The organism is Paracoccus tegillarcae, from assembly GCF_002847305.1.
Lineage (GTDB): Bacteria > Pseudomonadota > Alphaproteobacteria > Rhodobacterales > Rhodobacteraceae > Paracoccus > Paracoccus tegillarcae.
In genome coordinates this window covers 1,893,445-1,918,775 of record NZ_CP025408.1, presented here as the reverse complement: position 1 = coordinate 1,918,775, position 25,331 = coordinate 1,893,445, and the positions used below count along the sequence as shown (strand labels likewise).

The 25,331-nt window shown below is 61.6% G+C and carries 25 protein-coding genes and 1 tRNA gene; 11 read left to right on the top strand and 15 right to left on the bottom strand.

Annotated features, from left to right (window positions below; genetic code table 11):
- Nucleotides 1–64 precede the first annotated feature (64 nt).
- Together CUV01_RS09340 and CUV01_RS09335 are read left to right on the top strand one after the other, a co-directional pair.
- Entirely contained in the window at nucleotides 65–1,378 is a 1,314-nt protein-coding gene (locus tag CUV01_RS09340) for a short-chain fatty acid transporter (protein WP_101460234.1), read from the top strand.
- A gap of 91 nt (nucleotides 1,379–1,469) precedes the next feature.
- Nucleotides 1,470–2,126: a peroxiredoxin gene (locus CUV01_RS09335; RefSeq protein WP_101460233.1), complete on the top strand. Its 657-nt coding sequence runs from the start codon at nucleotides 1,470–1,472 to the stop codon at nucleotides 2,124–2,126.
- A 55-nt stretch (nucleotides 2,127–2,181) separates the two neighbouring features.
- Here CUV01_RS09335 and CUV01_RS09330 read toward each other — a convergent pair whose 3' ends face one another.
- On the bottom strand, nucleotides 2,182–4,038 hold the full coding sequence (locus CUV01_RS09330; RefSeq protein WP_101460232.1) for a glucose/sorbosone family PQQ-dependent dehydrogenase: 1,857 nt from the start codon (nucleotides 4,036–4,038) through the stop codon (nucleotides 2,182–2,184).
- Nucleotides 4,039–4,442: 404 nt separating this feature from the next.
- On the bottom strand, nucleotides 4,443–6,587 hold the full coding sequence (gene pnp / locus CUV01_RS09320) for a polyribonucleotide nucleotidyltransferase (protein WP_101460230.1): 2,145 nt from the start codon (nucleotides 6,585–6,587) through the stop codon (nucleotides 4,443–4,445).
- 312 nt (nucleotides 6,588–6,899) lie between these two features.
- Here pnp and CUV01_RS09315 point away from each other — a divergent pair, with 312 nt between their 5' ends.
- Nucleotides 6,900–8,177, top strand: a complete 1,278-nt coding sequence (locus CUV01_RS09315) for a DUF2254 domain-containing protein (RefSeq protein ID WP_198731796.1) — start codon at nucleotides 6,900–6,902, stop codon at nucleotides 8,175–8,177.
- 60 nt (nucleotides 8,178–8,237) lie between these two features.
- Here CUV01_RS09315 and rpsO read toward each other — a convergent pair whose 3' ends face one another.
- The 6 genes from rpsO to CUV01_RS09285 all read right to left on the bottom strand — a co-directional run bounded on the left by rpsO (nucleotide 8,238) and on the right by CUV01_RS09285 (nucleotide 11,546).
- A complete protein-coding gene (gene rpsO / locus CUV01_RS09310) occupies nucleotides 8,238–8,507 on the bottom strand; it encodes a 30S ribosomal protein S15 (RefSeq protein ID WP_101460228.1) in 270 nt (89 codons plus the stop codon).
- Between the two features lie 143 nt (nucleotides 8,508–8,650).
- Nucleotides 8,651–9,451: a hypothetical protein gene (locus CUV01_RS09305; RefSeq protein WP_101460227.1), complete on the bottom strand. Its 801-nt coding sequence runs from the start codon at nucleotides 9,449–9,451 to the stop codon at nucleotides 8,651–8,653.
- Between the two features lie 72 nt (nucleotides 9,452–9,523).
- Nucleotides 9,524–10,591 (bottom strand): calcium-binding protein, encoded by a 1,068-nt coding sequence (locus CUV01_RS20230; RefSeq protein WP_101460226.1) that lies wholly within the window; start codon nucleotides 10,589–10,591, stop codon nucleotides 9,524–9,526.
- An 88-nt stretch (nucleotides 10,592–10,679) separates the two neighbouring features.
- Complete coding sequence (locus tag CUV01_RS09295; protein WP_101460225.1) at nucleotides 10,680–11,201, bottom strand: DUF1643 domain-containing protein; 522 nt, start codon at nucleotides 11,199–11,201, stop codon at nucleotides 10,680–10,682.
- Nucleotides 11,202–11,270: 69 nt separating this feature from the next.
- Nucleotides 11,271–11,396, bottom strand: a complete 126-nt coding sequence (gene ykgO, locus CUV01_RS09290; protein WP_101460224.1) for a type B 50S ribosomal protein L36 — start codon at nucleotides 11,394–11,396, stop codon at nucleotides 11,271–11,273.
- 75 nt (nucleotides 11,397–11,471) lie between these two features.
- Nucleotides 11,472–11,546 (bottom strand) — tRNA-Val (locus CUV01_RS09285).
- A 163-nt stretch (nucleotides 11,547–11,709) separates the two neighbouring features.
- Between CUV01_RS09285 and CUV01_RS09280 the strand changes: the two genes are divergently transcribed.
- Genes CUV01_RS09280 through CUV01_RS09260 form a run of 5 tightly spaced genes read left to right on the top strand, consistent with a single transcriptional unit; the run spans nucleotide 11,710 to nucleotide 14,752 of the window.
- Nucleotides 11,710–12,576 (top strand): N-formylglutamate amidohydrolase, encoded by an 867-nt coding sequence (locus tag CUV01_RS09280; protein ID WP_101460223.1) that lies wholly within the window; start codon nucleotides 11,710–11,712, stop codon nucleotides 12,574–12,576.
- Nucleotides 12,577–12,614: 38 nt separating this feature from the next.
- The gene (locus tag CUV01_RS09275; protein WP_101460222.1) at nucleotides 12,615–13,505 is read left to right on the top strand and encodes an SPFH domain-containing protein; all 891 of its coding nucleotides are present in this window, start codon (nucleotides 12,615–12,617) and stop codon (nucleotides 13,503–13,505) included.
- On the top strand, nucleotides 13,502–13,777 hold the full coding sequence (locus CUV01_RS09270) for a hypothetical protein (RefSeq protein ID WP_101460221.1): 276 nt from the start codon (nucleotides 13,502–13,504) through the stop codon (nucleotides 13,775–13,777). The genes CUV01_RS09275 and CUV01_RS09270 overlap by 4 nt, the downstream gene beginning before the upstream one ends.
- On the top strand, nucleotides 13,770–14,222 hold the full coding sequence (locus CUV01_RS09265) for an NUDIX hydrolase (RefSeq protein ID WP_101460220.1): 453 nt from the start codon (nucleotides 13,770–13,772) through the stop codon (nucleotides 14,220–14,222). The genes CUV01_RS09270 and CUV01_RS09265 overlap by 8 nt, the downstream gene beginning before the upstream one ends.
- A 59-nt stretch (nucleotides 14,223–14,281) precedes the next feature.
- Complete coding sequence (locus CUV01_RS09260) at nucleotides 14,282–14,752, top strand: YciE/YciF ferroxidase family protein (protein WP_101460219.1); 471 nt, start codon at nucleotides 14,282–14,284, stop codon at nucleotides 14,750–14,752.
- Nucleotides 14,753–14,773: 21 nt separating this feature from the next.
- Here the strand turns inward: CUV01_RS09260 and CUV01_RS09255 are convergent, their stop codons facing one another.
- On the bottom strand, nucleotides 14,774–15,523 hold the full coding sequence (locus CUV01_RS09255; RefSeq protein WP_101460218.1) for a hypothetical protein: 750 nt from the start codon (nucleotides 15,521–15,523) through the stop codon (nucleotides 14,774–14,776).
- Between the two features lie 87 nt (nucleotides 15,524–15,610).
- Entirely contained in the window at nucleotides 15,611–16,318 is a 708-nt protein-coding gene (pyrF, locus tag CUV01_RS09250) for an orotidine-5'-phosphate decarboxylase (protein ID WP_101460217.1), read from the bottom strand.
- A gap of 158 nt (nucleotides 16,319–16,476) precedes the next feature.
- Here pyrF and clpB point away from each other — a divergent pair, with 158 nt between their 5' ends.
- Nucleotides 16,477–19,116, top strand: coding sequence for an ATP-dependent chaperone ClpB (gene clpB, locus CUV01_RS09245; protein WP_101460216.1), 2,640 nt, complete (start codon nucleotides 16,477–16,479; stop codon nucleotides 19,114–19,116).
- 181 nt (nucleotides 19,117–19,297) lie between these two features.
- Here the strand turns inward: clpB and CUV01_RS09240 are convergent, their stop codons facing one another.
- Complete coding sequence (locus CUV01_RS09240; protein WP_101460215.1) at nucleotides 19,298–20,461, bottom strand: ATP-binding protein; 1,164 nt, start codon at nucleotides 20,459–20,461, stop codon at nucleotides 19,298–19,300.
- Between the two features lie 611 nt (nucleotides 20,462–21,072).
- Here CUV01_RS09240 and CUV01_RS09235 point away from each other — a divergent pair.
- Entirely contained in the window at nucleotides 21,073–22,038 is a 966-nt protein-coding gene (locus CUV01_RS09235; RefSeq protein WP_101460214.1) for an NAD(P)H-dependent flavin oxidoreductase, read from the top strand.
- Nucleotides 22,039–22,112: 74 nt separating this feature from the next.
- On the opposite strand, the gene CUV01_RS09230 is transcribed toward CUV01_RS09235, so the two are convergent.
- Nucleotides 22,113–22,469 (bottom strand): hypothetical protein, encoded by a 357-nt coding sequence (locus tag CUV01_RS09230; RefSeq protein WP_101460213.1) that lies wholly within the window; start codon nucleotides 22,467–22,469, stop codon nucleotides 22,113–22,115.
- Between the two features lie 106 nt (nucleotides 22,470–22,575).
- Between CUV01_RS09230 and CUV01_RS09225 the strand changes: the two genes are divergently transcribed.
- Nucleotides 22,576–23,511 (top strand): LysR family transcriptional regulator, encoded by a 936-nt coding sequence (locus tag CUV01_RS09225; protein WP_101460212.1) that lies wholly within the window; start codon nucleotides 22,576–22,578, stop codon nucleotides 23,509–23,511.
- Here CUV01_RS09225 and CUV01_RS09220 read toward each other — a convergent pair.
- From CUV01_RS09220 to CUV01_RS09210, 3 genes are read right to left on the bottom strand one after another with little or no spacing between them, the layout of a single operon-like run.
- A complete protein-coding gene (locus CUV01_RS09220) occupies nucleotides 23,499–24,044 on the bottom strand; it encodes a gamma-glutamylcyclotransferase family protein (RefSeq protein WP_101460211.1) in 546 nt (181 codons plus the stop codon). The genes CUV01_RS09225 and CUV01_RS09220 overlap by 13 nt on opposite strands.
- On the bottom strand, nucleotides 24,041–24,637 hold the full coding sequence (locus tag CUV01_RS09215) for a class I SAM-dependent methyltransferase (protein ID WP_101460210.1): 597 nt from the start codon (nucleotides 24,635–24,637) through the stop codon (nucleotides 24,041–24,043). The genes CUV01_RS09220 and CUV01_RS09215 overlap by 4 nt, the downstream gene beginning before the upstream one ends.
- A gap of 9 nt (nucleotides 24,638–24,646) precedes the next feature.
- A complete protein-coding gene (locus tag CUV01_RS09210; protein ID WP_101460209.1) occupies nucleotides 24,647–25,132 on the bottom strand; it encodes a peroxiredoxin in 486 nt (161 codons plus the stop codon).
- Between the last annotated feature and the right edge of the window lie 199 nt (nucleotides 25,133–25,331).

Sequence of the window (25,331 nt, the reverse complement as noted above, 5' to 3'; positions counted from 1 at the left end):
CTCCTGTTCGGCTTGCCATCGCCCGCGCGATCACGCAACCTGCCGAAAATTTGAGGAGGCCCCCATGTTAAGAGCCCTTGCACGCCCCGCCACCCGCCTGATGGAACGGTGGCTGCCCGATGCATTCATCTTTGTCATTGTCCTGACCCTGGTCGCCGCTCTGGCTGCCATCCTGACACAAGGCACCAACCCCATCGCACTGGTCCAGATGTGGGGCGACGGCTTCTGGTCGCTGCTGCAATTCGCCATGCAGATGCTGCTGGTGCTGGTGACCGGCTTTATTCTGGCCTCTTCCCCGCCGGTGCGGGCGCTTTTGGAAAAGATGGCCGGGCTGGCCAGCTCTCGCGGGTCCGCCATCATTCTGGTGACCGTCGTGTCGCTGGCGGCAAGCTGGATCAACTGGGGCTTTGGTCTGGTCGTGGGCGCGATCTTCGCCAAGGAACTGGCCCGGCAGATCAAGGTCGATTACCGGCTGCTGGTCGCCTCGGCCTATTCGGGCTTTGTCATCTGGCACGGCGGGCTCTCGGGCTCTATCCCGCTGACCATCGCCACGCCTGACCACTTTACCGCCGATCAGATCGGCGTCATCCCGACATCCGAGACGATCTTTTCGGTCTGGAACCTGATCATCGTCGCGGCGGTCTTTGTGGTCCTGCCACTGGTCAACCGCGCCATGCTGCCGCTGGAATCCGAACAGGTGCTGGTCGATCCGGCGAAACTGGGCGACAGCAACGCCCTGCCCCCGCTTGGCCCCGACGCCACCCCGGCCGAGCGGCTGGAAAACAGCCCCATCCTGATGTGGGCGGTTGGCATTCCGGGCCTGATCTGGCTGGCCCAGTATTTCATCGGCGGCGGCGGCATCAACCTGAACGTCGTGAACTTCCTGTTCCTGTTTCTGGGCATCCTCTGCCACGGCACCCCCCGCAGCCTGCTGGCGTCGCTGGACGAGGCCGTTCGCGGCGGCGCAGGCATCGTGATCCAGTTCCCGTTCTATGCCGGCATCATGGCGATCATGACCGGCAGCGGGCTGGCAGCCAGCATGTCGGAATTCTTCGTCTCGATCTCGACCGCACAGACCCTGCCATTCTGGAGCTTTATCAGCGCCGGCATCGTCAACGTCTTTGTCCCCTCGGGCGGCGGCCAATGGGCGGTGCAGGCCCCGGTGATGCTGCCCGCAGCCGAGGCCCTGGGCGCGGACATCCCGCGCGTTGTCATGGGCGTGGCCTGGGGCGATGCCTGGACCAACCTGTTGCAGCCCTTCTGGGCATTGCCGATGCTGGGCATCGCGGGCCTCAAGCCGCGCGACATCATGGGCTTCTGCGTGGTTCTGCTGGTGATCATCGGCGTCCTGGTCGGCAGCCTGCTCTTGCTGCTCTGACCCGGCGGACCAATCCGGAACAGGTAAGCTCTGGCAATCCTGTTCCGGGTGCATATGTTCACCTCGACGCAACCAACGGAAAGGACAGATCATGTCCCTGCGCATCAACGATACCGCCCCCGATTTCACCGCGAAATCGACCGAAGGCGAGATCAGCTTTCACGACTGGGTAGGCGACGGCTATGCCATCATCTTCAGCCATCCGCGCGACTTTACCCCGGTCTGCACCACCGAATTCGGTGCCGTGGCACAGCTTGCCTCTGAATTCGAGGCCCGCAACACCAAGGTTCTGGGTGTCTCGGTCGACAGTGTCGACGATCACCTGAAATGGAAGAATGACATCGCCCAGTTCGCCGGCGCGCCTGCGAATTTCGCGATCATCGACGACAGCGATCTGGCCGTCGCCAAGGCCTATGACATGCTGCCCGCCGAGCACTATCTGCCCTCCGAAGGCCGCACGCCCGCCGATTCGGCCACCGTGCGCAGCGTCTTTATCATCGGACCGGACAAAAAGGTCCGGCTGACCATGACCTACCCGATGTCGATCGGCCGCAACTTTGCCGAAATCGTCCGGGCGCTGGACGCGGTCATCAAGACCGATGGTGCGCCGCTGGCAACCCCCGCCAACTGGGTGCCCGGTCAGGACGTGATCGTCGCGCTGTCTCTGGATGACGCCGCAGCCGAAGAAAAATACGGCGCATTGGACAAGAAACTGCCCTATCTGCGCTTTGCAAAAGACCCGGCCTGAGCCGGGCCAGATCACCCCGGCCCGGAACAACACCGGGCCGGGATCTTGCTAGTGTTTATTCTGATGCGCGCGCGTCAACATAGCCGGCGCTGTCCATCGTCAGCGGCTCATCCCCCGGCTGCATCCCGTTCATCGACAGAATATAGGCCGTCACATCGGCATATTGTTCAGGCGACAGAGTCCCTGCCTGCGACGGCGGCATGGTCATGGACTTGGTCAGCAATTCAACCGCCTCCTTGTTATGCCAGTTACGCTGAAACACCTGCCCGTTTACCGGCGGGCCATAGTTCGCCGAGGCAAAATCGGCACCGTGGCAGGCCGCGCAATAGGTCATGGCGACCTGCTTGCCGGCCTCTGCCTGTTCGGCGGTATAGCTGACAGCCGGCCCTTCGAGTTCGCCCAGTTCAACCGGCGCAGCCGCTGCCTGATCGCTGCCATCCGCCGCACCATCCGATGCGCCGCCATCCGCGGGAACATCGGCATTTTCGCCGGTATAGGTATAGGCCAGAATCGCGCCGGGATTGGTCATCTCGGTAACGACGCCGCCCTCATTACCCTCGATCACTCCGCCGCTGTCCACGGCGACATAGATCGTCAGCCCGTCATCGGACACTTCGGTATCACGAATGCGGTTTTCACCGTCGAACAGACGCTCGAACGGCTGCTGCACCATCCGGCCATCCTTGCTGACAGCCGCACGGTAGACCGAACCGCGTTTCAGCGTCGCTATCAGCACCGAATCCTGCCAGCCCGGAATCGCGTCGCTGGCATAGTATTCAATGTTCGAAGGCGCGACGGTGGGCCAGCACACATAGTCGATGCCGGCGCATTCCGTCTCGGCAAAGTTCCAGTCACTGGGCACGGTGAACATGGTTGCCGCCGGCGCGTGATAGTTTTCCGGCACCGGCCATTCGCTTTCGGGCGTGGTCGGCACGCTCGGCGCGATCTCCAGATCCGAGAATGTCAGATCCGCGCAATCCGGCGCCTCTGACCAGCGCGCCTCGACATAGGCCTTGTCGTCGATATAGCCCGCGATATTCGGCCAGCCATAATTGCCGCCGGCCTCCAGGATATTGACCTCATCATCGGTCTTGGGGCCATGCTCGCTGGCGTAAAGCGTGCCATCGGGGCCGAAATCAATGCCCTGCATATTGCGGTGGCCATAGGTGTAGACATGGCTGCGCACGCCGTCGATCTCGGGGTTGTCCTCGGGGATCGTGCCGTCCAGCGCCATCCGCAGCGATTTGCCCTGATAGGCGATCCAGTCCTCTGCCCCGACCTCATCGGCGGTGGGCAGACGCTGCGCCAGAATCGGGCGGCACCAGTTCGCCAACTGGTTATTCCCGCCGTCACCGATGGTGTAATACAGCATCCCGTCGGGCCCGATCTTGATGCGCCCCGAGTTGTGGTCGTTCGAGGCCGGCAGCCCGGTGATCACATCGGTCTCATTCTCCAACTGGCCGCTTTCGGCGTTCCAGTCGAACCGCACGATCTTGGTGCGCAGATGCAGATAGGGGCTTTCCGGATCGGTCACCAGCGGGTTGCTGTAATCGGGGTCGTCATAGGTATAGGCGGTGAAAATCTGATCGGTGCCATTGCCGAAATCGGGATGCAGCGCCAGACCCATCAGCCCGTCCTGTCCGCCCGGAACGGCGGCATTGGTCAGTTCGGCGACGGTCTCGAGCGTGCCATCCTCGGGGTTGATGCGGTTGATTTTCAGCCCGCTGCGCTCTGTCACCCACAGCCAGCCATCGGGGGCCAGCGCGATTTCCCATGGATTGTCCAGTCCCGACACAATCTCGCGCATCTCAAAGATCTCGGGCGCGGTCTGGACATTGGCGGGGGTCTGCTGCGCGAACGCGGGTCCTGCGGCGCAAACAAGGGCGGCGGTTGTCATCAGTCGAAATGTCATGGCTGGTCCCTCCTCACGGATCACTCAACTCAAGGCTGCAGATCACGGAAAAGTTCCTGCCTCGCGAGGCGGGATCGGCATATCCGCCGTGTCACGCAGACAAACGACCGAGATCATCGGATCGGCCTCAGGCAACGTGACCGCCTGCGCCAGAAAATCGGTCCGCTCGAATTGCCAGTCATCTACGTTGTGAAAGACATAGGGCGTCTGAACATTGCGATACGATGCGTTATCGGCTGATCGTGCACAGGACCTGGCCCATCGTCGCAAACGAGCGTTCAACCATTCAGCGCGCTGTTAAAAAGGGAAACCTGCCCGGCAGCTATCCCCGCCGCCGCGACCTTGCAAAAAGAAAGGCCGCGAACATGTCGCGGCCTTCCCTGAATACCAAAGACCGAACGGATTTATTCCGAGCCAGCCTCTTCCTTGGCTTCGGTGACTTCTTCACCGGTTTCCTGATCGACCATCTTCATGCCAAGGCGCACCTTGCCACGGTCGTCAAAGCCCAGCAGCTTAACCTTGACCTCCTGGCCCTCTTTCAGCGCCTCGGAGGGGTGACCCAACCGCTTGTTGGCGATCTGGCTGACATGGACCAGCCCGTCACGCTTGCCGAAGAAGTTCACAAAGGCACCGAAATCAACCAGCTTCACCACCTTGCCGGTGTAGATCTGGCCTTCTTCCGGCTCGGCGACGATCGAGTGGATCATCTCGTATGCCTTCTTGATCGAATCGCCGTTGGCGCTGGCGATCTTGATGATGCCATCGTCATTGATATCGACCTTGGCACCCGAGACTTCCACGATCTCGCGGATGACCTTGCCGCCCGAACCGATCACTTCACGGATCTTGTCGGTCGGGATCTGCATGGTCTCGATGCGCGGCGCATGGGCGCTGAATTCACGGCGACCTTCGGTCAGTGCCTTGCCCATCTCTTCCAGAATGTGCAGCCGGCCATCTTTCGCCTGCGCAAGCGCCTGCTCCATGATTTCCGGCGTGATGCCGGCAACCTTGATGTCCATCTGCAGGCTGGTGATGCCGTTTTCGGTACCAGCCACCTTGAAGTCCATGTCACCCAGGTGATCTTCGTCACCCAGAATGTCGGTCAGAACGGCGTATTTGCCGTCATCTTCAAGGATCAGACCCATGGCGACACCGGCAACCGGCGCCTTCAGCGGCACACCCGCATCCATCATCGACAGCGAACCGCCGCAGACCGAAGCCATGCTGGACGAACCGTTCGATTCCGTGATCTCGGACACGACGCGGATGGTATAGGGAAAGTCGGTCGCAGCAGGCAGAACGGCCTGCAACGCACGCCATGCCAGCTTGCCATGACCGATTTCACGACGACCCGGAGGGCCAAAGCGGCCAACCTCGCCGACCGAATACGGCGGGAAGTTATAGTGCAGCAGAAAGTTGGAACGGAAATTGCCATGCAGCGCGTCGATGATCTGCTCATCGTCACCGGTGCCCAGCGTGGTCACAACCAGACCCTGCGTTTCACCACGGGTGAACAGCGCCGAACCGTGCGTGCGCGGCAAGAAGCCCACTTCGCAGTCGATCGCGCGAACGGTCTTGGTGTCGCGGCCGTCGATGCGTGCGCCACCATTGATGATGTCACCGCGCAGGATGCCCGATTCCAGCTTTTTCAGCGCCGAACCCAGATTTGCGTCGGCCAGTTCGTCTTCCGACAGGCCATCCTTGATCTTGGTCTTGGTCGCGGCAACAGCGTCCTGACGGTCGCTCTTGTCCTTGATCGCATAGGCGGCGCGCATATCGGCCTCGCCCAGCGATTTCACCTTGTCATACAGCGCACCGTATTCCGGCGGCTGGTAATCAAACGGTTCTTTTGCGGCGTCTTCGGCAAAGTCGATGATCAGGTCGATCACCGGCTGCATCTGCTCGTGGCCGAATTTGACGGCACCCAGCATTTCAGCCTCGGACAGCTCGTATGCTTCCGATTCCACCATCATCACGGCGTCCTTGGTGCCGGCGACGATCAGATCCAGGCGCTGCTCGGGGTTGTTGCGCAGCTGGTCCATATCCGCAACTTCGGGGTTCAGCACATAGTCGCCATCGGCAAAGCCGACACGCGCCGCAGCAATCGGGCCCATGAACGGAACGCCCGAAATGGTCAGCGCAGCCGACGCGGCGATCATCGCCACGATGTCGGGGTCATTGACCAGATCGTGCGACAGCACGGTGCAGATCACCAGAACTTCGTTCTTGAAGCCCTTGACGAACAGCGGGCGGATCGGACGGTCGATCAGGCGCGAGGTCAGCGTCTCTTTTTCGGTCGGACGGCCTTCGCGCTTGAAGAAGCCACCGGGGATCTTGCCGGCGGCATAGGTTTTTTCGTTGTAATGCACGGTCAGCGGAAAGAAATCCTGACCGGGCTTGGGCTCGCGCGCATAGGTCACGTTGGCCATGACGCTGGTCTCGCCAAGCGTGGCAATGACGCTGCCATCAGCCTGGCGGGCAACCTTGCCCGTTTCCAGTGTCAGCGTTTCTTCGCCCCACTGGATTGATTTTCTTACTTCTTCAAACATCTTGTTTCCTCTTGGCGCGGGCCAGCCCTCTGGCCGCGCCGTTCAAATGGCGGCCCCATTGCCGCCGTACCCCGATCCTTATGCGTCGCCCCGGGGCCGAACGATACGTCTCAGATTGGGGGCGTTTACAGGAAATGGAAGGTGTTGGGAAGTGGGCGTAAAAAGGTCGCCAGCCAGCCCCGCCTCTGGGCCATCCAGACATTTCAGACCAATCGGCAGGGCGCAGCAGAACCCACGAAAGGGGCATTTCCCTTTGCCCCAATTTTGCGGCAAACAGACACTGCAAGATGATTGACCCGAAAAGATAGCGCGATGACCAAAATCAGATGGATACTGAACCGGCTGCGGCGGACCCTTATGGTGCATGTGGCCTCCTATGCGGTGATGGGGCTGATCGTGGCGGCGCTGGCGTCACTGGCGACGAACTATCTGCCTTGGGCGCTGCCTTTCGAGATCAGCACCGATGCCATCGACAGCCTGCTGACGATCATCGCCACCAGCATGCTGACCATCACCACCTTTTCCCTCGGCGCGCTGACCTCGGCCTATAGTTCGGCCACCTCGAACGGCACGGCGCGGGCCACCGGCCTGCTGACCGAGGACGAGATCGTCCAGTCATCGCTGGCCACCTTTGTCGGGTCTTTCCTCTTCAGCATCGTGGGGCTGATCGCGCTCAAGGTCAGCTTCTACGGACCGCAGGGACGCGCGCTGTTGTTCATCGTGACGCTGGTCGTCATTGCGATGATCGTCGTCGCACTGCTGCGCCTGATCAACCAGCTGACCAAGTTGGGCCGCGTTGCCGATACCATCTCGCGGATCGAGAACACCGCGAAAGAGGCCATGGAAAATCGCCTGCAATACCCGTTCCTCGGCGGCAAATCCCTGCCCGATGTCGCCCATCAGGCCCGCAGGGGTCTGCCTGTTCGCGCCAGCACCGTCGGCTATGTCCAGTTCATCACGATCAAGCTGCTTGCCGATATTTGCGAACAGGAATCGCTGCAGATCGATGTTCTGGTTCTGCCGGGCAGCTTTGTCTACGAGGATTCTCTGCTGGCCCATATCCACAGCCAGGGCGACGTGTTGCCCGAGGGGATCGAACATCTGGTCCATAATGCGTTTGAATTCGGCCCCAATCGCAGCTTTGATCAGGACCCCCGATTTGGGTTGATCGCCCTGACCGAGGTGGCGCTGCGCGCCCTCTCGCCCGCGGTGAATGACCCGGGCACCGCGATTGACGTGATCGGACGGCAGACGCGGCTGCTCAGCTATTGGGGCGAGGCCTGGGCCGAGGCCGAGAAGAAAGAGCCCGAATACCCCAATGTCAGCGTGCTGCCGCTGATCTATGAGGACATGTACGAGGACGCGTTCAACCTGATCGCCCGCGACGGCGCGGCGCAGATCGACGTGATGTCGCGCCTGCTGAAATCGCTGACCGCGCTGACGCGGATCGGGCCGATGGCCTCACGGCGGGCGGCGCAGCATCAGCTTGATCTGGCCTATGAGCGGTCGCTCGAAGCGCTGTCGACCGAGGCGGAAAAGGGGCGGCTGAAAAGCATTTATAAGCGCGCCATCGAGGATGCTGCGGCCTGAACCAGACACAAACGCCCGCGCCTTGCGGCACGGGCGTATTCTTTCCCGAAAGACGGGCGCTTAGCGGCGGATGCCCAGACGCTTGATCAGGTCCTGGTAACGGGCCTCATCATTGCGCTTGAGATAGTCCAGCAGCTTACGACGCTGCGCGACCATCATCAGCAACCCACGGCGGCTGTGGTTGTCTTTCTTGTGCGTCTTGAAATGCTCGGTCAGCGTGGAAATACGCGAGGTCAGGATCGCGACCTGAACTTCGGGCGAGCCGGTGTCGCCTTCTTTCGTCGCAAAGTCCTTCATGACCTTGTTCTTTTCTTCAACCGTAATCGACATCGGGGTCTCCTTTTCAGATCAAAGGGTTATGGCGCAGGCCGGGATGTCGTCCAGCACAGGCCCATGGAGCACCCGCCAGAATCGCTCTGGCGGATGGGCGCGTATAGGGGGAATTGCGCGAAAAGGAAAGAGGCGCGACGCGACTATCCGACAGACGACCAGCAGCAGCGTTCGGCATAAACCTGCGGCGGCGTGTCGTTGCGCGAAGCGCGCTCGCTGCCCACCGCACTATAGTTCTTCATCCGGCGCAGCGCACGACGCAGGTGCAATCCGTGCCAGGAAATCTTGACTGTCGTGGACATCAGCGGCAGTACATCGCGCCATTTCCGCTGCATATGGCGATATCCATCCCGATAATCATCGCCCAGCATCTTTGCGAAACGGTCGTTATGGATCAGCGGCAAGGGCACATTATAGGCGCCCTTCCCTGCCGCCAGCACGGTTTGAACGATATCCAGCCCGTGAAAATGGAAATGCGGCAGTTCTTCATCAAAGCGCAGCCCGGTATCGGCCCGGAAAACAATCAGCAACTCATCCGCGGCCTGAATAGGCTGGGGCGCGGCTGTGACGCCGCCCAGCACGCGCGAAAAGGCGGATGACCAGACGGGGCCCCAATGCCGCCCATCCGGCCCGATTCCGGACGCGGCGATCACGGCCCAGTCCGGGTCATGGGCCTCGACCTCGGCGATACGGCGCATCAGCAGCCGGTCCCAGCCGTCAGGCAAATAGACATCGTGATGGACAAGGATACAGATATCCGTCGGATGCCGCTCAAGCAGTCTGTTATAGCCGATGGTGGCCGACGGCGCGTCCATCTCGACATCCAACTGCAAACGACCAGATGCAATGACTGGCGAGGCCCTCAGATTCAGATCCAGAATCTCGCGATCGTTGCTGAGGCAGCAGACCGTCAAGCCATCCAAACCTAAATCGATATCGCTCATCTATTCCGCCTGATCTTCCCTCTCTTATTAATAATAGCAGGCCCGATTTTAATCAATTCATACGATCTGGGTTCAGACTTGGGGATGGTTGACCAGCACATTCACCCCGTCGGCGTTCACGGCCCCGACCAGTCGTGCAACGGGCTGCCCGTCAACCTGCAGCAGCAGGCTGCCGTCATCATCCTCGATCAATTCGATCTGCGCATCTTCAGCGCGATCCGCTGACAAGGATATTTCCAGTTGATCCTCTGCGCCATCAAAGCCCGAGATGACAGGCAGCGCGCCCTCGCCCTCACGCAAGACATACAGATCCGCCCCCTCCTGCCCCTCGGCAAAGTCGCCCGCGCCCGGCATCAGCGTGTCATCGCCCTCGCCGCCATGCAGCCAGGCCGTTTCGGAACCGTCATTGCCAATCAGCAGATCGTCGCCCTCACCGCCGCTCAAATCGTCGTCGCCGTCACCGGCGATCAGCGTGTCGTCACCGGCATTGCCGTCGATCCAGTCGCGCCCGGCGCCGCCCATCATGCTGTCATTGCCATCGCCGCCCTGCATGGTGTCGTCGCCGTCGCCGCCCAGAATGGTATCGTCGCCACCCTGACCGGCCAGCGAGTCATTGCCCGCGCCGCCATCCAGCAGATCATTGCCGCCGGGACCGTAATCCGATTCGCCCTGCAGCCAGTCATCGCCGTCGCCGCCCTCCAGCGTATCGTCGCCCTGACCGCCGCGCAGATCATCGTCGCCGCGAAAGCCCTGCAGCAGATCATCGCCGTCATAACCCATCAGCGCATCAAAGCCGTCAGTGCCGACCAACACCTGATCCAGATCGGATGCATCGGTGGTCGTCGCCTCATCGATGACCGGCTCGGCGTTCTCGTCAATCACATCATCTGTTTCATCTGGCACGGCGGATTCATCTGGCACGGCGGGATCAACGGGCAGGTCGGGCCCGGCCTCATCGGCGACACCCGCCTCCGGCTCGTCAGGCTCATGATCGCCCATGTCCTGATCCTCGCCGGGCTGCTCGTCCGGACCGCCGACAGGCAGGTCATCATCGTCATCATGTGACGTCGCGCCCGCGATGCTCATATCGACGGCAACACCGACCATGAGCAGGCTCATCAGCCCTGCTATCATCAACATCTCAACACCTCTTGGAACAGGCAAACTGGTACCTGCTCAACAATATGCCAGCCAGTGCAGCTTCTCAAAGCACTTGATTAATAAAAGGTTAACAATACCAATCCGCTGGCGATCTGGCATAAGAAACATACAAGGGGTGGCGCGGATGCCCCGCCTTGGTCAGACCCAGATGCAGCATCGGTCGCCGCAGCCCCCGCAATGCCGCCCGCACCTGTTCGGCGCGCCCCAGATGATCGCCGTGAACGCCCCAGGCACATAGCACCCGATCCGCACGCAACGCCGCTGCGCGAATCGCATCGTCGTTCAGCGGTCCGACCGGATCAGCGGCCCGCCGAAGATCCTCAGGGCGCGTCGCGCGATAGGCGAACAGGTTGACCACGCCCAAGCCGTCAAAGCCCAATGCCCGCGCCCGGCGTTCACAGCGCTCGATGGTCGGGTCATTGGCCATTTCCGTGGCAGTCGAGGGGTTCAGCATCACATATAGCAGCGCCGGCCCGCTGCCCCAGCGCCGAGACAGGCCATAGCGATACTGACCGCAGGGCGAATAGGCCGCCCAGGATCGCTTGCCGTCAGCACGGTGTCGGCGGATCTCAAAACTATCCGAGGTCATGTCTGCCCTCTGCCATGAAAAAACCCGCCGGCGAGGGCGGGTCATTTCGTCTTGCGGGTGCTCCGCGCCTCAGCCCTGACGGGCCTTGAAGCGACGGTTGGTCTTGTTGATCACGTAGATCCGGCCCTTGCGACGCACCACTTGGCAGTCGCGGTGCCGGTTCTTCAGCGACCGGAGCGAATTGACAACCTTCATAGGTCTTCTCCTGCTGTCAGCGCCGCGACGGCGCCTGAAAACGAAATGCCCCCGGCCTTCCGGGGGCGCGAACAATGGTGGGCGGTACTGGGATCGAACCAGTGGCCACTACGATGTCAACGTAGTGCTCTACCGCTGAGCTAACCGCCCTTACCCTCGTGATTCTGCCTGTCCCTGTTGAGAAAACAGGCCGAAATCCCGCCGGTCCGCGTGTCTATATAGCGACTATCCAAAGGGTTCAAGTGCTATTGGAACAGATTGGGAAAGCCTTATAAAGAAGTCACAGACAGGCAAGAAAGCGGATCTTACGGGAATGACCGACACTGCCCCGGCATTCATTCTGACCCGGCCCCGACACTGGGCCAATGGGGTGATCTTTGCATCGCCGCATTCGGGCTGCATCTATCCTGACTGGTTCCTCGCATCGTCGCGCCTGCCCCTGAATCTGCTGCGCTCGTCCGAGGATGCGTTCATCGACCGGCTGATCGCCTGCGCGCCCGATTTCGGTGCCGTCGCACTCAGCGCCTGTTATCCGCGCGCGCTGGTCGACCTCAATCGCGGCACCGAAGAGATTGACCCGCTGGTCGTCACCGGCGCCCCGCGCGCGCCGCAAAACCAGCGCACCATGGCCGGGCTGGGCGTCATTCCCCGCGTCGTGTCGCAGGGCCGCACGATCCACAAAAAGCCGATCACCCGGTCCGAGGCCGACCGCCGCCTTGCCGCCTATTGGCACCCCTATCACGACGCCCTGTCGTCGCTGATCACCGAGGCGCATCGCCGCTTTGGCCAGGCGGTGCTGATCGACATGCACTCGATGCCCCGTGACGCGCTCGGCAACCTGTCCCGGCCACGCCCGGATATCGTGCTGGGCAACCGGCACGGAAAATCGGCCTCGGCCCATGTCAGCGACGCCGTCACCAGCGCCTGCGAGGACGAGGGCTGGCAGCTCCGTCGCAACTCGCCCTTTTCAGGCGCCTATATCGCCTCGACCTACGGTGCGCCCGCGCGCAATATCCATGTCGTGCAGCTGGAAATCGACCGCAGCCTCTACATGGACGAGGCGACCCTGACCCCGCTGCCGGAATTCGACGATGTCGCCGCGCGGATCAGCCGCATTGTCCGCAGACTTTCGGTGCTGGATTGCGCCGGCCGCCCACCCCGTTCGGTCGCCGCCGAATAGGCTTCGCGTCACCCGTAATCAGTTTTCAGGAAACACCCATGCAAGACACGCTTCTCGACCTTCTGGGCCAGAACATCTTCTACATCATCCTTGCGGTCGTCATCTTTCTGGCGATCACCTCGGCCATCCGCATCGTGCCGCAATCGGAAAAATACGTGGTCGAACGCTTCGGCCGCCTGCGTTCGGTGCTGGGACCGGGGATCAACATCATCACCCCGTTCATCGACCGGGTGGCGCATAAGATCTCGGTGCTGGAACGCCAGTTGCCGACCAACAGCCAGGACGCGATTACCGCCGACAACGTGCTGGTGCAGGTCGAAAGCAGCGTCTTTTACCGGATCATCGAACCCGAAAAAACCGTCTACCGCATCCGCGATGTCGATGCCGCCATCGCCACCACCGTCGCCGGCATCGTCCGCTCCGAGATCGGCACCATGGAACTGGATCAGGTCCAGTCCAACCGTGCCAGCCTGATCGAACGGATCCGCGATTCGCTGGCCAATATCGTCGATGACTGGGGCATCGAGGTCACGCGCGCCGAGATCCTCGACGTCAATCTGGACGAGGCCACCCGCGCCGCAATGCTGCAACAGCTCAACGCCGAACGTGCGCGGCGCGCACAGGTGACCGAGGCCGAGGGCAGGCGCCGCGCCGTCGAACTGGCCGCCGATGGCGACCTTTACGCCGCCGAACAGCAGGCCAAGGCCCGCCGCATTCTGGCCGAGGCCGAGGCATATGCCACATCGGCCATTGCCGAAGCCATCGCCAAGGGCGGGCTCGAGGCCGCGCAATATCAGGTGGCCCTCAAACAGGTCGAGGCCCTGACCGCCGTCGGCAATAGCGAGGGCAGTCAGACCGTGATCGTCCCGGCGGCGGCGGTTGACGCCTTCGGCGATGCGTTCCGCCTGCTGACGGGGTCGCGCAAATGATCTGGGACAACGGCTGGATCTGGCTCATCGCCGCGCTGCTGCTGGCCCTGCTGGAATTGCTGCTGCCCGGCTGGATCTTCATGGGCATCGCGCTGGCCACCGCGATCATGGGCGTCGTCATCCTTGCTGACCTCTGGTCGGCGGGGCTGCCGCTGGCACTGGTCGTCACCGCGCTCTTGTCGGGCGTGATCTGGCTGATCCTTCGCCGCGCCGTGGGCGTGCGCGAGGGGCAGGTGCGCATCTGGGACCGCGACATCAACGACGATGAATGACGCCGCACCTGGCCTCGATTTCATCGGGACCAAGCTGCTGCTGACCCATGACGGCGCGCTTTTGACCTGCCTGCGCGACGATTTCGACCACATCCCCTTTCCGGCGCATTGGGATCTGCCGGGCGGCGGGCGCGAGGCCGGTGAAACCCCGATGCAATGCGGGCTGCGCGAACTGGCCGAGGAATTCGGCATCGAACTGCCGCCCGAACGGCTGACGGCGCGCGCCTTTCCCTCGGCACAATCTCCCGGTCGCACCGCATGGCTGCTGCACGGCACTATTCTCGCACAGGAAATCGCCGCGATCCGGTTTGGCGACGAGGGTCAGGAATGGCGGATGATGCCGGTTGCCGGCTTTCTGGCCCATCCCCGCGCGGTGCCGCATTTCAAGAACTGGATCAACGCGGTTCTCTCTAACAATTATCAAATCGGCGACACGCAACCCTGACCTCGCGCCGCTTGTTGTCCCGCCACGATATCCCAACAGGTCCAACAGGAGGATCACCCGTGAAAACCCTAGCTGACGCCTTCAGCCACACGCTGAAAGACATCTATTACGCCGAGAACGCCATTCTGAAGGCCGGCCCAAAGGTCGCCAAGGCGGTGAAAACGGCAGAGCTGAAAAAGGCCATCGAAGGCCATATGGACGAGACCAGGCAGCAGGTTGACCTGCTCAAGGACGTGTTCAAGGTCATCGGGGAAAAGCCCGAGGGCGAGAAATGCGATGCCATCGAGGGCCTGATCAAGGAATGCGAAGGCGTCATCGACGAAGCCGAAGGCGTGGCACTGGAGGCCGCGGTCGTGGGCTGCCTGCAGGCGATCGAGCATTACGAGATCGCCCGCTATGGCACGCTGCGCGAATGGGCCAAGGAACTGGGCCACAAGGACGCTGCCGACATTCTGGGCCGTATCCTGGACATGGAAAAGGCGGCGAACAACAAGCTGACCGGCCTTGCCGTGACTGACGTGAACACCTGATCCTGGTGTCGGTGCCGCGGCCTAGCGCTGCGGCACCATCATCCGCTGCAAGGGCTGCATCGCATCGCCCTTTGTCATCCAGCTGACGGCAATCGCGATGCTGGCCACCACCTCCAGCCAAAAGACCGGGCGTATCCCCTGCAATTGCTGGCGCAGCCCGGTGAATTGCAAAAGCCCGATCACGATCACCGCCGTCAGGATGGTCCAGCCGCAGATGCGATAGATACGGTTGGCCGCCTGCTTGGCCGGATCGCTTGCATCGCCCCGCGTGAACAGCACCAGCGCGATCACCGCCATGGCGATGAAAAACACCGCTGCCGCCAGAAAATGCACGACGCTGATGATGCCCTCGCCAAAGATGCACTGGGTCAGCGTGCAGGTAACCGGCAGCGCCTCGGTCACCGGCGCGCCCGCTTCCGCAAAGACCGCCGCCGATGCGGTCGGCATCAGCGCCACCCCTGCCGCGCCCAGCGAGGCGATGCGCGACAGCAGCCGGTCGCTGAGCATCTCGCCCGGATTGGCGCGATAGCCCTCATAGGTCCACAGAAACACCGCCAGCGCGCAAAGCGTGCCGACGAAAATCTCTCGCATGGGGGAATAGTAATAGGCCGACATGCTGCCCAGAATGCCATCGGCGCTGAATAGCCCATATGCGACCAGCGAAAACGGCAGGAACAATCCCAACACCCCGATAGCGCGCCGGACCGAGCGAAAGGAAACGACCAGATCGTTGTTGGCCTTTTGCCGCACCCCCGAGATGTCCTGTTCCATCGCCGCCCCTCTTTTTTGCAAGAGTTGCAGCCTGCATCTCTTACCGTCAACAACAGATGACCACAGCGCCCGCCGGTGTTGCTGCGGTCAGCCGTTGGGCGTGGTTGCCTGCGGCGAGGCCATCTCGGCCAGAATGGATTCGGCAGCCGCGCGGGGGCTTTGGGCCTGCCAGACCGGGCGGCCCACGACGATATGATCGGCCCCCGCCGCGATGGCGCTGGCAGGGGTTTCGACCCGCTTCTGATCGCCCGGATCGGCGCCCGCTGGCCGCACTCCGGGGGTCACGATCAGGCCTGCATTCGGCAAGGCGCGGATCGCGCTGGCCTCGCGCGGGGAACAGATGATCCCGTCCGCGCCCGCGTCAAAGGCACGCGCGGCGCGTTCGACCGTAATGTCGTGAATATCGCCGGGTTGGATCATCCCCGCATCCAGATCGGCGCGATCCAGAGAGGTCAGAATGGTGACGCCCAGAATCCTGAGGCCGGTCCCCGCCGCCCCCTCTTTTGCGGCACGCACCACATGCGGATCGCCGTGCACCGTCAGAAAATCCAGATCGAACTGCGTCAGACCGCGCACCGCCGCCTCGACCGTCGCACCGATATCGAACAGCTTCATATCCAGGAAAATGCGTTTTCCGTGCTCTGCCTTCAGCTCATTTGCCAGCGCCAGCCCGCCGCCGGTCAGCATGCCCAGCCCGATCTTGTAAAAGCTGACGGCATCGCCCAGCTTGCCCGCCAGCTCCAACCCAGAAATCGCATCAGGCACATCCAGTGCCACGATCAGCCGGTCATCCATTGAAGCCTCCGAACTTTCGTTGAACCGAGGCGTTATACACCCGTTCGACTGTCTTGAAAGCCCGAAAGTCCGTGCCCATTTTGCCACATAAGGACCCGAACCGAGCCGTGCCGACAGGGCGGCTCATCAACGGGGGCTAACCATAAGGAGAATGACCGATGGACATGGAAAAGTTCACGGAACGGTCGCGTGGCTTTCTGCAGGCGGCCCAGACTATCGCGATCCGCGAAGAAAATCAGCGGGTTATGCCAGAGCATTTGCTAAAGGCCCTGATGGATGACGATCAGGGATTTGCAACCAATCTGATCAACAAATCCGGCGGCGACGCCAAGGCCGTGCGCCAGGCCGTCGATCAGGCCGTGGCCAAGCTGCCCAGAGTCTCGGGCGGTCAGGGGCAGGTCTATGTCGATCCCTCGATGGTGCGCGTGCTGGACGAGGCCGAGCAACTGGCCAAGAAGGCCGGCGACAGCTTTGTGCCCGCCGAACGCATCCTGACCGCGCTGGCCATCGCCAATACCAACGCCAAGGACGCGCTGACGGCCGGCAAGGTCAACGCACAGGCGCTGAACGCCGCGATCAACGATATCCGCAAGGGCCGCACCGCCGATACGGCAGGCGCCGAGGACGGCTATGAGGCGCTGTCGAAATACGCCCGCGACCTGACCGCGGCTGCCGAAGAAGGCAAGATCGACCCGATCATCGGCCGCGATGAGGAAATCCGCCGCGCCATGCAGGTTCTGTCGCGCCGCACCAAGAACAACCCGGTGCTGATCGGTGAACCCGGCGTCGGCAAGACCGCCATCGCCGAAGGTCTGGCGCTGCGCATCATCGACGGCGACGTGCCCGAATCCCTGCGCAACAAAAAGCTGATGTCGCTGGACATGGGCGCGCTGATCGCCGGCGCGAAATATCGCGGCGAGTTCGAGGAGCGGCTGAAATCCATCCTCAAGGAAATCGAGGCCGCCGCTGGCGAAATCATCCTGTTCATCGACGAATTGCACGTGCTGGTCGGCGCGGGCAAGACCGATGGCGCGATGGACGCCGCCAACCTGATCAAGCCCGCGCTTGCCCGCGGAGAGTTGCACTGCGTCGGCGCCACCACGCTGGACGAATACCGCAAGTATATCGAAAAGGACGCGGCCCTCGCCCGTCGTTTCCAGCCGGTGATGATCGAGGAACCGACCGTCGAGGATACGATCAGCATCCTGCGCGGCATCAAGGAAAAATACGAACTGCACCACGGCGTGCGCATTTCCGATGCGGCTCTGGTGGCGGCGGCAGAACTGTCGAACCGCTATATCACCGACCGTTTCCTGCCCGACAAGGCCATCGACCTCGTGGACGAAGCCGCCAGCCGCTTGCGGATGGAGGTCGACAGCAAACCCGAGGAACTGGACCAGCTCGACCGCCAGATCCTGCAAATGCAGATCGAAGCCGAGGCGTTGAAGAAAGAAGACGACGCGGCCTCGAAAGACCGGCTGGAACGGCTGGAAAAAGACCTGTCCGACCTGCAGGAACGCAGCCACGAGATGACCGCCCGCTGGCAGGCCGAACGCGACAAGCTGGAAGGCGCGCGGGGCTTCAAGGAACAGCTTGACCGCGCCCGCGCCGAACTGGATCAGGCCAAGCGCGAAGGCAATCTGGGCCGCGCGGGCGAGCTGTCCTATGGCATCATCCCTGCTCTCGAAAAGCAGATCGCGGAAACCGAAAGCGATGACACCACCGATGGCGTCATGGTCGAAGAGGCCGTGCGCCCCGAACAGATCGCAGAGGTCGTGGAACGCTGGACCGGCATCCCGACCAGCAAGATGCTGGAAGGCGAACGTGACAAGCTGCTGAAGATGGAGGAAATCCTCGGCCAGCGCGTCATCGGCCAAAGCGAGGCCGTCACCGCGATCTCGAAATCGGTACGCCGCGCACGCGCCGGACTGAACGACGAAAACCGCCCGCTTGGCAGCTTTCTGTTCCTCGGCCCCACCGGGGTCGGCAAGACCGAACTGACCAAGGCCATCGCCGAATACATGTTCGACGACGAAGGCGCGATGATCCGCATCGACATGTCGGAATACATGGAAAAACACTCGGTCGCCCGCCTGATCGGCGCGCCTCCGGGCTATGTCGGCTATGACGAAGGCGGTGCCCTGACCGAAGCCGTGCGTCGCAGGCCCTATTCGGTGATCCTGTTCGATGAGGTCGAAAAGGCGCACCCGGATGTCTTCAACGTGCTGTTGCAGGTGCTGGATGACGGTCAGTTGACCGACGGACAGGGCCGCAAGGTCGATTTCAAGAACACGCTGATCGTTCTGACCTCGAACCTAGGCTCGCAAGCACTGTCCACCCTGCCCGATGGGGCCGATAGCGGCGACGCGCGCCACAACGTGATGGAGGCCGTGCGGGCCCATTTCCGCCCGGAATTCCTGAACCGCCTGGACGAGATCATCATCTTCCGCCGCCTGACACGCGAAAACATGGACGGCATCGTCAGGATCCAGCTTTGGCTGCTGGAACAGCGCCTTGCACAACGCAAGATCACGCTGGAACTGGACGACAAGGCGATGGAGTGGCTGGGCAACGAAGGCTATGACCCGGTCTACGGCGCCCGCCCGCTGAAACGCGTGATCCAGCGCGCCTTGCAGGACCCGCTGGCCGAAATGCTGCTGGCAGGCGAGGTGCTGGACGGCCAGACCGTATCCGTCAGCGCAGGCGATGACGGGCTGATCGTGGGCGACCACATCGGCACCGCCGGTCCCAAGCTGGGCGCGGTCGGCGAAGGGCCAAAGCCCGAGCAGCTGCACTAAGAAACAGACAGCCCCGCCAGCAATGGCGGGGCTTTCTGGTGATTGGACAGTAACCGTGGTCATTGCAACTGCACGGGACAAAGCACGCTTTCGCAGCGACTGTGGCATCATCAGTTCCTGGGGCCGTTCAAAAACGGTGGTTTTTGGCAGCTTCAAGCTGATCACTACTGGCGTGGAAAGCCTACGCTTGACGGCGCATGAATTCTGCAAAAAGCGGAACTGAAAAGTCAAGAAAACCGTGCTCAGTACTATAAATCATCCCTTTGGAGATGGTTTTTGCACGCACTGGGCCAAGCGAAGACAGTTTTTTACCCAAAGCCTTCGCGATATCGCTCATGGCATAAGGGCCATTCCCAAGTGAGGCCATGACCGTTACAAACTCTGTTTCCTTTGGCGTCAGTCTATCTAGGCGCACTCGGAAGAAGCCGTCGTCGAGTGATGTGAGGGTTTCGGTATAGGCATTGTCTACATCATGTTTAGTGATTTCCGAACCTTCGGCATTGTCCCAGGCCTTAGATGACCACTCCTGCAGAAAAAAAGGATAGCCTTGTGTTTTGGTCACTATCTGTGTGAGGGCATCAGGTGAGATAGCGGCATTTTCCTCGACGATAGGCTTTTCCACCGCTTGTCTTGCGGATGCTGGGTCGAGCGCACCAACACCTGGATATAGGAAGAGTCTTTCAGAGTAGGATTTGGCCTCACCGGCAAGGCGGGCAATCTGTGGAAGACCTCCGCCAACCATAATCACGGGCAGACCTTCTTGTGACATTCGATGAATTGATACGATGAGAGCGGATAGGTCTGCTTCAGAAAGATATTGCACCTCGTCGATCAGTAGCACCCAACCCCTGCCCCCAGCTTTTGCTGCTTTCCCGATAGCTGTGAAAAGGTCTGGGAGATCGAACTGAATGTCGCCACTATCGGCAAGCCCAGGTTGGGGTTCGACGCCAATTTCCGCGCCAGCCACCTCGATCTTGAATATCGACGCGAAGCCGCGAAGGGCTCTGAGGCCACGATGTGCAAGTTGCTTTGTAGCTTCGATTGATGATAGTGCGCGTAAAACCTTACGCATTTCTGGATAGAGAAGTCGCGCGAGGCTTTGGTGTTCAGGGGCCTCGATTTTTGAGATGAAATAGCCCTGCTTTTCTGCAATGCGACCAATCTCATTCAGTAAGACTGTCTTGCCTGTTCCTCGCAATCCAAGAAGCATCATGGATCTCGGATTGCGCCCCAGCAAGGCGCGGCCACATGCGATCTTAGCGTCTTCCAAGATGTCATCACGCCCTGCCAACTCAGGAGGCCTGCTTCCTGCTCCGGGGGCGAATGGATTGCGGTAGGGGTCCATCCTAATACTCCAAATTATAGGCAACTCTAACTAGATATAACCGTATATAACTTTAAAATCTATACTTGCCTATACATTCTTAGACACTAGGTTGACAGGGAACGGGTCCGCACGATCTAAAAACGCTCCTTTTTTGAACAGGGGCAAGTCGCTCCGATTGACCGTGCCACGAACGCCATTCAAAACCTGTATGGTTGTTGAAGGTTTTCGGCACTCTCGTGATAGCAGTCATCCGTGCGTCACATCGGTCAAGGTGGGCTCAGAGCAGGCGCGCGTCAGATGCGGCAAGCACAGCTGGCAGAGCGGCGCAACGCCTCCCTGCGCAATCCGCCCCCATTCGCTAACACATCCCTAACCGCAGGTGCGCAGCCTGTGTACAGGTTGTGTACGCCCTGTGCACGCGCGGTGTACGTGCTGTGCGGCATGAAACCCAGTAAACGCTGGCATTTTCGCGGGCCAGGGTGTTGCACTGTTGCGCCCCCACCGCACGCTTGGTGCGCCGCTCAAAGCTTAACGGCACGCCAATGCTCTGCGCAGCGGGCGCGACGTCACTCTTGCGGGCCGGCATCTGCCACCGCATAGTTGCCGCGAACGTCAAGGGAGAGACCGCCATGCTGCCACCCATCCTGCAAAACCTGCGTATCCCGGTCGTGGGATCGCCCATGTTCATCGTCTCGAACCCTGATCTGGTGATCGCGCAATGCAAGGCCGGCATCGTCGGCAGTTTTCCGGCGCTGAACGCCCGCGAAAAGGATGGCGAACCGATCATGCTCGAGGCATGGCTGACCCGCATCACCGAAGAGCTGGACCGCCACAATCAGGCCAATCCCGACCAGCCCGCCGCGCCCTTCGCCGTCAACCAGATCGTCCATCGCAGCAACGCGCGGCTCGAACGCGATATCGAGATTTGCCACCGCTACAAGGTACCGATCTGGATCACCTCGCTTGGCGCACGCAAGGAAGTAAACGACGCGGCCCATGACTGCGGCGGCATCTCGCTGCACGACATCATCAACAACAAGTTCGCCCGAAAGGCCATCGAGAAAGGCGCCAACGGCCTGATCGCCGTGGCTGCCGGCGCTGGCGGCCATGCCGGCCCGCAATCGCCCTTTGCATTGATCCAGGAGATCCGCGAATGGTTCGACGGCCCGCTGCTGCTGTCAGGCGCGATTGCCACCGGCGATGCGGTGCTGGCGGCGCAGGCGATGGGGGCCGATCTGGCCTATATCGGCAGCCCGTTCATCGCCACGACCGAGGCAAACGCCCAGCCCGAATACAAGCAGATGATCGTCGAGTCCGGGGCGATGGATATCGTCACATCATCGCTGTTCACTGGCGTTTCGGGCAACTACCTCGCTCCGTCGATCCGCAATGCAGGGCTGGACCCAGAGGCGCTGGAACGCGCCGATGCCAGCAGCATGGATTTCGGCCAAGGCGCGTCCAAGCCCAAAGCCTGGAGCACGATCTGGGGCTGCGGACAAGGCATCGGCGCGGTGAGCGAGGTCTTGCCAGCGGCCGAACTGGTGGACCGTCTGGCCAACGAATACGCCGCCGCTCGGCAGCGTTTGGCGCTTTAACCAGCACGCCATTGCAGACATGCGAAAGCCCGCCAGACGATCTGGCGGGCTTTTCGTTTGCGGGTGGCGACAGCTTAGCTGTTGGCGGCGATTGCCGGCTCAACGGGTTCGCCCGTAACGGTCACGATGCCGCCGGTGCGGGCAAAGCTGTAATTCGTTTCCGGCAGGCCCGGCAGCGAAAAGGTGACATCATCGCCGTTTTGCAGCGACATGGTCAGGCGGTTGGGTGCGTAAGGCGCATCATCCGTGACATAGGCGGCATAAACCGTCACCGCGCCGTCCTCGCCATCAACGAAATAGACGCTCATATCGGCCTCTTCGTTCTGAATGGTCGCGCCGGCCAGCGGAACGGTCAGGGTTGCGGTTTCTGCCATGACGGCTGCGGGTGCGAGGGCGGTCAGCAGGGCGGCGGTTGCAAGTTTGACGGACATTTCGGTTCTCCCTTAGATGTGTGTTGCTGTGTGTCTTGATGACTAGACAATGGGCTCTTGGCGTGAATAATAAAAATCGATTGACGATATAGTCAGGATAACCTGTATGGATATACGTCGCGCCGATCTGGGATTGCTGGTGTCGCTGGACGCGCTGTTGGCCGAACGCAGCGTCACCGCCGCCGCGCGACGTCTGGGGATCAGCCAGCCGGCGCTATCTGCGCAACTGGCACGGCTGCGCGACCTGATGGGCGACGATATTCTGGTCGGCAACGCGCATGGCATGGTGGCGACGCCCCGCGCGCAGGCGGTGCAGGCCCCGCTGCATGCGCTGTTGCAGGACATGTCCGAGCTGATCTTTTCCGAAGTGGCCTTTGATCCGGCAGCCAGCAATCGTCATTTCCACCTCGCAACCACGGATCTGTCTCTTGCTGTTGTCCTGCCCCCGATCCTGCACGCCATGTCTGAACTTGCACCGAACCTGCGGCTGACCACTGGCGCCCTGAACCACGACACGATGACGGACGATTCCGAGGCCGGAACGCTGGATATCGCGATCACCGCGGCGCCCAGAATGCCGTCGTCGTTCCAGACCACACGGCTGCTTCAGGGCCCAAACTGCGTCGCCTGGCGGCAGGGGCATCCGGATCTGACCGACGGACAGATCACGCTGGACGATTTCTGCCGCCTGCCGCAACTGATCGTCTCGCCGGTCGAAGGCAGCCTGCACGGTCCGGTCGATCAGTTGTTGGCGCGGCTGAACCGGCGGCGACAGGTCAACGCCTCGATCACAAGCTATGGCCTGGCACCCGCGCTGCTGCGGTCATCCAACTTCATCGCCGTCGTGCCGGAAATCAGCCTGCATCTGGATGGCAAGGGTTTGACCTGGGCCGCCCTGCCGTTCGAACAGGTGCCGCCGGTCATCAATATCGGCTGGCATCCACGATATCGCAACGACCGGGCGCATCGCTGGCTGCGCGACATCATCATCGACACATGCCGCAACCTCGAACGACAGGCCGGACTGGATCAGCCTGCCTGACCCTGCAGAACCGCCGCCGCGTCTGCCCAACCATGCGCCGTCAAGGCCCGCAGCCCCTCTTGCCGCCCTGCCCGCGCAAGAAACGCGTCAACCTGCCAGTCATGGCGGCGCAATGCAGCGATATGGTCAGCGCCTAACCCGGCCTGTTCCGCCCCGGCAACGACCAATGCGAGATACCAATCGAACGGCAGCAGATCGGGCTCGGGATGCGAGGCGACATAGCTGGCGACACGCAGCGCCGTCCCTGCTGCGTCGATCGCAAGATCATCGAGGCGATCATACCCGAAGCCGGCACCCTCGGCCCGGTCAAGGGCCGCCAGATCGCCATCCTCGATCCGATACAGCACCCCCGGCACCTGCGTTGCCGTATCCTCGATCAGCGTGGCCTTGCCCGATCCATCCCGTCCATGCTTCCAGAACTCGACCCGCCAGCCGGGTGCCGCCGCCCTGCCGAACACCTGCGCCGAGGGACAACGTGCCACCAGCCGGGCAGGCAGCATGTTCGATCCATAGGCAAAGTAGTAAAAGCTCACCTCTGCACCGTGATCCCGATCCAGGGCTGCAGCACGCCGCGATAGCTGCCACCGGGATATTCCTGAACCGTATCGACCCGCAGCCCCGCCGCGCCATAGGTTGCACGCAGCCAATCCACGTCGGGATAATTGAAGAAACGACCGAATTCATCGCGCCCCTCGGCAAGGCCGGCCTTATAGCTGGCGAAATGCCATCCTCCGGGCCGCAACGCCGTATGGATCCGCGTCAGAATACCGGACAAGGCCTCGCGTGGGACATGCAGCAGGCTGGCATTGGCAAAGATGCCGTCATAGGCCGACCGCGCGTCGATCTCATCAAAACCCATCACCCGGACGGGCAGGCCTGTCCGCGCCTCGGCCTGCTTGGCCATAGCCGGACTTGCGTCGACCAGCGTGACCTGCAGCCCTGCCGCAATCATCTCGATTGCATCGCGCCCGCCGCCGCACCCCAATTCCAGAACCCGGGCACCCTCAGCCAGGCGCGCAACAAAGCCGATCAAATGGCGCGACGGGCCTTGCAACCCGCCCGCCACGTATTCCGGCGCATTCTGATCATAAAAGCGCAGCGTCTGCCGATCCCGTTCAACCGGCATCACGGGCCGTCACGCGTGGTCCAGCAGCGCCTCGCCACCCGACACGGTGCAGACACCGGGCGAATCCTCGATCTGGATCACCTCGACGGCACCGTCACTGACGATCATCGCGCAGCGCTGACACCGGCCATAAAAACCGGCGGGCGGCGCATCGAAATTCAACCCCATCGCGGCAGTCACGCTGCCATCCGCATCGGCCAGCACCTCGATCCCCGCTTTGTCAGCGCCGGTTTCCCTGGCCCAGGCTGTTGCGACAAAAGGATCATTCACGGTCAGGCAAACAATCCGGTCCACGCCCTTGGCACGAAACTGATCAGCGGTGCGGATAAAACTGGGCATATGCGCGGTTGTACAGGTGCCGGTATAGGCACCGGGCAAACCAAAAATCACCACCCGGCCCTTGGCCAGATCGGCCATGTCCACGGCTGCGGGGCCACCCTCGCCCAGATGCAGCAATTTACCATCGGGCAGCTTGTCACCAGCTTTGATCGTCATCGCGTCCTCCACGAATTGCAACGGATTCGCCGCGACTATAGGGTGCGCCCCGGACACACGCCAGCCAGAGAGAAACATGCCCATCCCCACCGCCAAAACAGGTCAGATCACCGCCCGCGGCACGCCACGGGCATCATGATCATCTTCGGTGTAGAAATATCCTCGGGGGGTGCGGGGGGCAGACAGCCCCCCGCCCGTC